Raw genomic sequence first — 7,206 nt, 5'->3', positions numbered from 1 at the left:
CGCGGTTTGGGGAAACCGGCTTCGCGCACGGCATCGCGCACGCTGGCGGCCAATGCCTTGGTTTGGCGGTTGGACGTGCCCGAGGCCACGATCACGCGCTCAAACAACGGCGACAGGTGCTCGGTATTGAAAACCTGGATGTCTTGCGCCTTGACATCTTCCAGGCCGTCAACGATGGCGCGCTGGAGTTTGGTGACGTCTTTTTTGGCGGCGGATTCCGATTGGGAGGTGGTGGTCATCAGACTGTGGTGTGGGAGGTGATTGGAAAGCAATGGGAGCCAATATAGCGCGCAACGCCGGGCACCAACTGCCCCGGCGTGTATCACGCGGTGTCGCTGGCAGTCGCTGCTTTTCGGTACGGTGGGCTGGTGTCCACGGAAACCGGAGTTTCCATAGAGATGTTTTAAGGTGCTAACGCACAGGACACGTGCGCCTACAGCTATTGAAATTATAGCTTTTGGCAACAGACTGGCTCTCTGGGCGGGGCGTTGTGGCTATCGCAATGGGCGTGGGTACCGCGACTGCCCTCACCCTTCAATCCGGTCACGGCCATGGGTTTTGGCTTGCAGCAAAGCCGCATCGGCGCGGTTGAGGGTGTCAGAAAAGCGCTCGCCCAAGCGGTAAACACTCAAGCCCACGCTGGCAGAAATGCCGATGTCCAGAAATTCGAGGTGAATGGCCTTGATGCTCTGAGAAACCCGCTGCGCAATCTGCCGGGCAAAATCCAGCGGCGTTTCCGGCATCAGGATCAAAAACTCTTCACCGCCCCAGCGGCCACACACATCGTATTCCCGCAGCGCACTGGCAATAGCCTGGGCGATGGCGCACAGGGCAGTGTCGCCTGCTTCGTGGCCGAAACGGTCGTTGATGGTCTTGAACCGATCGACATCCAGAATGCCCAGCGTGTAAGGGGATTCTTTGCGGTTGGCGCGCTCGGTTTCCTGCGTCAGGCGCTCCATCAAAAAGCGGCGGTTGCCCAAGCCAGTCAAGGGATCGTGCAGCGAGGCCTGCTTGAGGGTTTCACTCAACTCGCGCAGGCTGTTTTGGTAGCGGTCAGAGATGCGGGCCAATTTTTCCAGGCGGTGCAATTGGCGGTCGTACTGGTGCTCCAGGCTTTCTTGCTGGCGCCGCGAGATGTACTGATAGCCATCAGAGATGCGGATCAGGCGGCGCAGTTGCGCCTGGTGCACCTGGTTGCAGCCCAGCAAATGCGCCAAGGGCTCGCGCAGCGGATTGCCCTGGTGCGCCGGGTCAGCCAGCAGCGCCTGGACTTGAACGATCAGTTCATCCTCATCGTGGGCCAGGCGCGGGCGTTCAAGCATCTGCGGCAATCTGGAACGGAAAACTGCAATCCTCCCGAAACTCGTCGGCCAAATTCACCACGCGCTCATTGCGGGGGTCGTAATACCAATCCACGCAGACCTTGCCACCTTGTTTGTGTGCATCTTCAAGCAGATCAAAGATGTCCATCATGGCCTTGACTGAGCTGGTGTTCATGTACACCAGCCGCAGCTCCAGGCGCAGCAAAGGAGCTGGAGGGGCATTCAGAAAGCGTTCCAGCCAGTCAATGATGGGGCCAAAAAATTCAAAGGAGTTCTCAGGGTACGAGTCACCCTGCATGCGCAACAAGCCCAGCGCCCAGTCGCCGGTAACGCTGGGGGTAGATTGGCTTCCCGCAATAGAGATGTTGTTCTTATCGCTCATGGTCGATTCATCAAGAGGTTTTTTGGATCACGGCGCGCACGCTGAAAAAACAGCGGCCGTTATCCAGCTCGGTCAGGGTGGCGCTCAGGGGTTGCACTGATTTGCGGGCAATATCAATCAGGCCCAGGCCAGCACCGCTGGCAGCCAATTCACTGCGCGGCTGGCGCAGCTGGGTTTTATAAGCGGCCTTGAGTTCTGCTTTGTCCATGCTGGCCAGGGCGTGGATGCGGGCCATGAGGACTTCGCCATCGGCCTTTTCCACCAGGTTGCCCGATTGCACCACGTAATGCTGCTCATCGTCACGCGCCACCACCACCGTGGCCGAGCTGTCGATGTCATCGTATTGGTGGGCAACGGCATAGTGACGGATGTTTTGCGTCATCTCGATGTAAACGCTGAACACATCCATGGCCGCGTTGGGCTGGGCTTGGTCGGCCTGCAGATAGTTTTTCAGCGCGTTGCCGATTTCTTCAATCAGACTGCGCGAAATCGGGCCGTTAAAGCACAGCAGGATATTGCTGCGGTTGAAGTGGGCCCGAAGCTCAAATAGGTTGATGTCTTGCATGGAAATCCTGTGGTGGCGGGGCAATTTTCAGGCTATGCGAAAGGATAGCAGCGTGATGTCGTCGCGCTGGGGGTAGTCGCCCCGGTACGCCTCCAGCACCTGGTTGAGTGCGCTGGCCTGCTGCTCCATGGGCAAACGGGCGTGCGCCAGCAGCAGCTGGGCAAAGCGGGTGTCGCCAAAGCCGTAGCCCAGCTCGCCACCAGCCTGGTCGAGAAAACCATCGGTGGTCAGGTAGTAGGTGGCGCCGGGAACGATCTCTACCTGGGTGTCGGTGTAGCTGCCCTGGCGCCGATCGCCCAGTGCCCGGCGCCCTCCCTTGACCTCGTGCACCGTCTGGCCGTCGCTCCAGTACAGGCTGATTTTGGCACCGGCGTAATGCAGGGTGCGGGCCTCGCGATCCACGCAGGCCAGGCCCACGTCCATGTTGGTGGCAATGGCGCGGGGCAACTCGCTGTGTTGCAGCATGGCGCGCATGGTGGTGTCGGTGTGGCTCAGGATGGCAGACGGTGCGCTGATGCCGACGTGCGCCATGGCATGGTCCAGGGCCGAGCGCGCCAGCATGGTCATCAGCGCACCGGGAACGCCATGGCCCGCGCAGTCCACCACGCCCAGCAGATAGCGCTGCCCTTCGGCGCGGAACACATAAAAATCGCCGCCCACCACGTCGCGGGGCCGCCACAGCACAAATTGCTGCGGGCCCAGCAGCTGCGTCAGCTGCTGGCTGGGCAAGGTGGCTTGCTGGATCAGGCTGGCATAGTCGATGGAATCGTTGATTTGCTGGTGTGCCCGCCGCATGTCCCGGTTGGCCTCTTCCAAAGCGAGTGTGCGGGCCTGTACCTTGTGCTCCAGCTCTTCGGTATTGCTGCGAATTTGGCGGGCCATGGTGCCAAAAGCCCGGGTCAGGTCACCCAGCTCGTCCTGACCATCGGGAGGCAAAGAGACGCTGAAATCGCCCTGTGCCATGGCCGACGCCGACTTCTGCAGCTTGCGCACCGGTTGCAGAACCAGTTTTTCCACTGCGTAGCCAAACACCAGCAGCAACACCCCCAGCACCACGGCCACAGCGGCCATCACGGCGCGCAGCCAGCCTTGGTCAATCACCTGGGCCGCCTTCAGATCCACCGCCGTGACGATGTGCCATTGCAGCTCAGGGATGTAAGACACAGCCAGCAGCTGCACCTTGTCATCCAGCGTGGCTTTGAAGCTGCGTACTTCGCCCGGCTGGGCCACTGCCTGCGCCATGGCCGCCGCCAGTGCATCGCGCTGCGCACCCGCAGGCAACTGCCCGGCCAAGGTCTGTGCCAGCTGGGCACGCTGGCCCGCCATGTTGATGGCAATCAGCTGGCGGTTGGGGTGGGCCTGGATGGCTCCGGCAGCCGTCAGGATCATGGGGGTGACGCCCGGGTCGCTGGTGGCAATGAAGTCTTTCAGAAAACCCGTCAAATCCAGTCCGGCCCCGGTCACGCCGATCTTGCGATCGCCACTGCGAACAATGACGTTGAACCAGACCTTGGTGGTTTGCAACTGGACGTTGTCGTCCACGTTGATGTTGTAGTGGCTCCCGGTTTGATTCAGGGTGCCGGCAAACCATGCGTCTTTTTTCTGGGTCAAATCCAGCGTATAGCGGGGCCCATCACTGAACGGCTTGGTGTTGTCATTGAAATAAAAGTACCGACTGCCGACGCTGGCCAAAAAATAAGCGTGGTCGCGAAAGTCTTTGCGGTAGCCCTCAGCCTCTTCAAAAAACAGCGCTCTTTTGGCGGCATTGCCTTCGTCCAGCAACCATTGCCGCGTCACGACCGAATCGGCCAGGCGCAAAGACAGTGCCAGTTCGCGCGCCACCGGGGCCAGAATGCTTTGCCGCTTGAGCTGGGTGTAGTTGCGCGCGTAGTTCTCGCCAAAGTAATTGCGCACGCCATCGAGTACCTGCCAGCCAATCAAAACCGCTGGCAGCAGAGCCAGCAGACACGCCAGCGCCAAGGCCAACATCGACTTGGCCCGAAGGCCCCCCATCCAGGAGGTGGCTGTCTGTTTCACGTTGTGTATCCCGGGTGAAGCCTGGTGCTGTGCGTGGCGGCCCATGCTGAAGCAGATGCTCCGGCACGGGCCAGGCACCTCAGAGCCAATCGCGGCGCTGCAGGTAGTGCTGCGTCAGGGCGGCCTCAGGCGAACCAGGCGCGGGAACGCGCTGGTACGACCAACTGGCCAGCGGCGGCATGGACAGCAAAATCGACTCGGTGCGCCCGCCCGACTGGAGGCCAAAGTGCGTTCCCCGGTCCCAGACCAGATTGAACTCCACATAACGACCGCGCCGGTAAAGCTGAAATTCGCGCTCGCGCTCACCATAGGCCATGTGCTGGCGTCGCTCCACGATGGGCAGGTAGGCATCTAAAAAAGCATCGCCGACCGACTGCGTCATGGCCAAGCTGCGTTCAAAACCCAGCTCGGAAAAGTCGTCATAAAACACGCCGCCTACGCCGCGTTGTTCGTTGCGGTGCTTCAAAAAGAAATATTCATCGCACCACTGCTTGAAGCGTGGGTACTTGTCCTCGCCAAAGGGAGCCAGCGCACCGTGGCAGGTGCGGTGAAAGTGCACCGCGTCTTCCTCGAAGCCGTAGTAGGGCGTCAAGTCCATGCCGCCGCCAAACCAGCACACGGGTGCCTGGCCGGGGTGGCCTGCGGCAATCATGCGCACATTCATGTGAACGGTAGGCACGTAAGGGTTGCGCGGGTGAAACACCAGCGACACGCCCATGGCCTCAAAGGGCGCACCTGCCAGCTCGGGCCGGTGCTGGGTGGCCGAGGGCGGCAGTTGCGGCCCGCGCACGTGCGAGAAGCCACAGCCCGCGCGCTCAAAAACACGCCCGCCTTCGATGATTTGCGTGATGCCATCGCCTTGCAGCAACTCGCCCGCAGGCTTGTGCCAGGGATCAACCACCGCGCGGGCACCCTCTGGCCCCTCTATGGCTTCGAGCGCGCCGATGATGCGTGCCTGCAAGCCCACCAGATACTGGCGCACCTGCGCGACGGTGCTCTCGGTATTGAAGGCCGGGGTCATGGATTTTTGATGGCGCGGTAGCCAATGTCGCGGCGGTACTGGGCGCCATCAAAGTGGATGCCGCGTGCCACGTCGTAGGCACGTTGCTGCGCCAAGCGCACACTGTCAGCCAGCACCGTGACGCAGAGCACGCGGCCACCACTGGTACGCACCACGCCGTCTTCGAGCACGGTGCCTGCATGGAACACCATGGCATCGTCGGCCTCGGGGGGCAAGCCGGTGATGGCGTCGCCCTTGCGCGGGTCTTCGGGGTAGCCGTGCGCAGCCATGACCACGCCCAGCGCCGGGCGCCGGTCCCATTGCAAATCCACCTGATCGAGCTTGCCGTCAATGGCGGCACCCAGCAGATCCAGCAAATCGCTTTTCAGGCGCATCATGATCGGCTGGGTTTCGGGATCACCCATGCGGCAATTGAATTCCAGCGTCTTGGGGCGACCCTGGGCATCGATCATCAGGCCAGCGTACAAAAAGCCGGTGAACGGAATGCCGTCTTTTTCCATACCACGGATGGTGGGCAGGATGATTTCGCGCATGGCGCGGGCATGCACGTCGGCAGTGACCACCGGCGCGGGCGAATACGCGCCCATGCCGCCGGTGTTGGGGCCTTCATCGCCGTCTTTCAGGCGCTTGTGGTCTTGGCTGGTGGCCAGGGCGGCCACATTCTTGCCGTCGCACAGCACGATGAAGCTGGCTTCTTCGCCTTCAAGGAACTCCTCAATGACAACGCGGGCTCCGCCCTCGTTATGTGTCACGCCGTACTTGTTGTCCACCAGCATGAAGTCCACGGCGTCGTGCGCTTCTTGCAGGTTCATGGCCACCACCACGCCCTTGCCTGCGGCCAGGCCGTCGGCCTTGATAACGATGGGCACGCCCAGGCGATCGACAAAAGCGTGGGCCAGGGTCGGATCGGTGAAGGTGTCGTAATCCGCCGTGGGAATACCGTGGCGGCGCATGAATGCCTTGGAGAAGGCTTTGGAGCTTTCCAGCTGCGCTGCTGCCTTGGTAGGGCCAAAAATACGCAGACCGTGGGCACGGAACTCATCGACCACACCAGCGGCCAGTGGCGCTTCAGGGCCGACCACGGTGAGACCGATTTTTTCTTTTTGCGCCCACTCGCGCAGGGTCACCACGTTGGTGATGGGCAGGTTTTCAAACTTGGGGTTCAGCGCCGTGCCGCCGTTGCCGGGCGCAACAAAAATGCGCGTGACTTTGGGCGACTGGCTGAGTTTCCAGGCGATGGCATGTTCGCGGCCACCGCCGCCAATAACTAAAACCTTCATAGTGCAGCGTTGTGGAAGACTTCTTGTACGTCGTCCAGATCCTCTAGTACATCAAGCAGTTTTTGCATACGCACGGCGTCTTCCCCAGTGAGTTCGATGGTGACATCGGGGCGCATGGTGACATCGGCGGCGTCGGGCGTGAAGCCAGCGGCTTCCAGGGCGTTTTTCACGGCCTCAAAGTCAGTGGCGGCGGTCAGCACCTCCAGGGTGCCGTCGTCATCGGTGATGACATCTTCGGCGCCCGCTTCGAGCGCTACCTCCATGATCTTGTCCTCATTGGCGCCTGGGGCAAAAATGATCTGGCCCACGTTCTTGAACTGGAAAGCCACCGAGCCCTCGGTGCCCATGTTGCCGCCGTGCTTGCTGAAAGCATGGCGCACCTCGGCCACGGTGCGCACACGGTTGTCGGTCATGGTGTCCACGATGATGGCGGCGCCACCGATGCCGTAGCCCTCGTAGCGGATTTCCTCATAGTACACGCCCTCGGCATTGCCGGTGGCCTTGTCAATGTTGTATTTGACGCGGTCGGCGGGCATGTTGGCCGCCTTGGCCTTTTCTACCGCCAGGCGCAGGCGCGGGTTGGCGCCCAGGTCACCGCC

General features: G+C 61.3%; 8 protein-coding genes. All 8 read right to left on the bottom strand.

Annotated features, from left to right (window positions below):
• Positions 1 to 239: RsfS/YbeB/iojap family protein (locus PHX69_RS14265; protein WP_288044539.1), on the bottom strand; the 239-nt coding region annotated here is incomplete at its 3' end.
• Between the two features lie 288 nt (positions 240 to 527).
• Positions 528 to 1,322: a biofilm regulation diguanylate cyclase SiaD gene (gene siaD, locus PHX69_RS14260; RefSeq protein ID WP_288044536.1), complete on the bottom strand. Its 795-nt coding sequence runs from the start codon at positions 1,320 to 1,322 to the stop codon at positions 528 to 530.
• Positions 1,315 to 1,704 (bottom strand): biofilm regulation phosphoprotein SiaC, encoded by a 390-nt coding sequence (gene siaC, locus PHX69_RS14255; protein WP_119012289.1) that lies wholly within the window; start codon positions 1,702 to 1,704, stop codon positions 1,315 to 1,317. The genes siaD and siaC overlap by 8 nt, the downstream gene beginning before the upstream one ends.
• A 10-nt stretch (positions 1,705 to 1,714) precedes the next feature.
• Entirely contained in the window at positions 1,715 to 2,269 is a 555-nt protein-coding gene (siaB, locus tag PHX69_RS14250; RefSeq protein ID WP_288044533.1) for a biofilm regulation protein kinase SiaB, read from the bottom strand.
• Positions 2,270 to 2,296: 27 nt separating this feature from the next.
• On the bottom strand, positions 2,297 to 4,306 hold the full coding sequence (gene siaA, locus PHX69_RS14245; protein ID WP_353852419.1) for a biofilm regulation protein phosphatase SiaA: 2,010 nt from the start codon (positions 4,304 to 4,306) through the stop codon (positions 2,297 to 2,299).
• 79 nt (positions 4,307 to 4,385) lie between these two features.
• A complete protein-coding gene (gene hemF, locus PHX69_RS14240) occupies positions 4,386 to 5,327 on the bottom strand; it encodes an oxygen-dependent coproporphyrinogen oxidase (protein ID WP_288044532.1) in 942 nt (313 codons plus the stop codon).
• Positions 5,324 to 6,607, bottom strand: coding sequence for a phosphoribosylamine--glycine ligase (gene purD / locus PHX69_RS14235; RefSeq protein ID WP_288044530.1), 1,284 nt, complete (start codon positions 6,605 to 6,607; stop codon positions 5,324 to 5,326). Before purD ends, hemF begins: the two co-directional genes overlap by 4 nt.
• On the bottom strand, positions 6,604 to 7,206 hold a 603-nt coding region (locus tag PHX69_RS14230; RefSeq protein ID WP_288044528.1), incomplete at its 5' end, for a YebC/PmpR family DNA-binding transcriptional regulator. The genes purD and PHX69_RS14230, both read right to left, overlap by 4 nt.

Origin of the sequence: Simplicispira sp. (assembly GCF_028687295.1) — a bacterium.
Taxonomy (GTDB): Bacteria; Pseudomonadota; Gammaproteobacteria; order Burkholderiales; family Burkholderiaceae_C; genus Simplicispira; species Simplicispira metamorpha.
This window is presented reverse-complemented; position numbering and strand designations above follow the sequence as displayed.

What these genes read in the sequence shown, in the direction of transcription:
- siaD (WP_288044536.1), bottom strand. Translation starts at nt 1,322, where the DNA reads ATGCTTGAACGCCCGCGCCTGGCCCACGATGAGGATGAACTGATCGTT.
- siaC (WP_119012289.1), bottom strand. Translation starts at nt 1,704, where the DNA reads ATGAGCGATAAGAACAACATCTCTATTGCGGGAAGCCAATCTACCCCC.
- siaB (WP_288044533.1), bottom strand. Translation starts at nt 2,269, where the DNA reads ATGCAAGACATCAACCTATTTGAGCTTCGGGCCCACTTCAACCGCAGC.
- hemF (WP_288044532.1), bottom strand. Translation starts at nt 5,327, where the DNA reads ATGACCCCGGCCTTCAATACCGAGAGCACCGTCGCGCAGGTGCGCCAG.
- purD (WP_288044530.1), bottom strand. Translation starts at nt 6,607, where the DNA reads ATGAAGGTTTTAGTTATTGGCGGCGGTGGCCGCGAACATGCCATCGCC.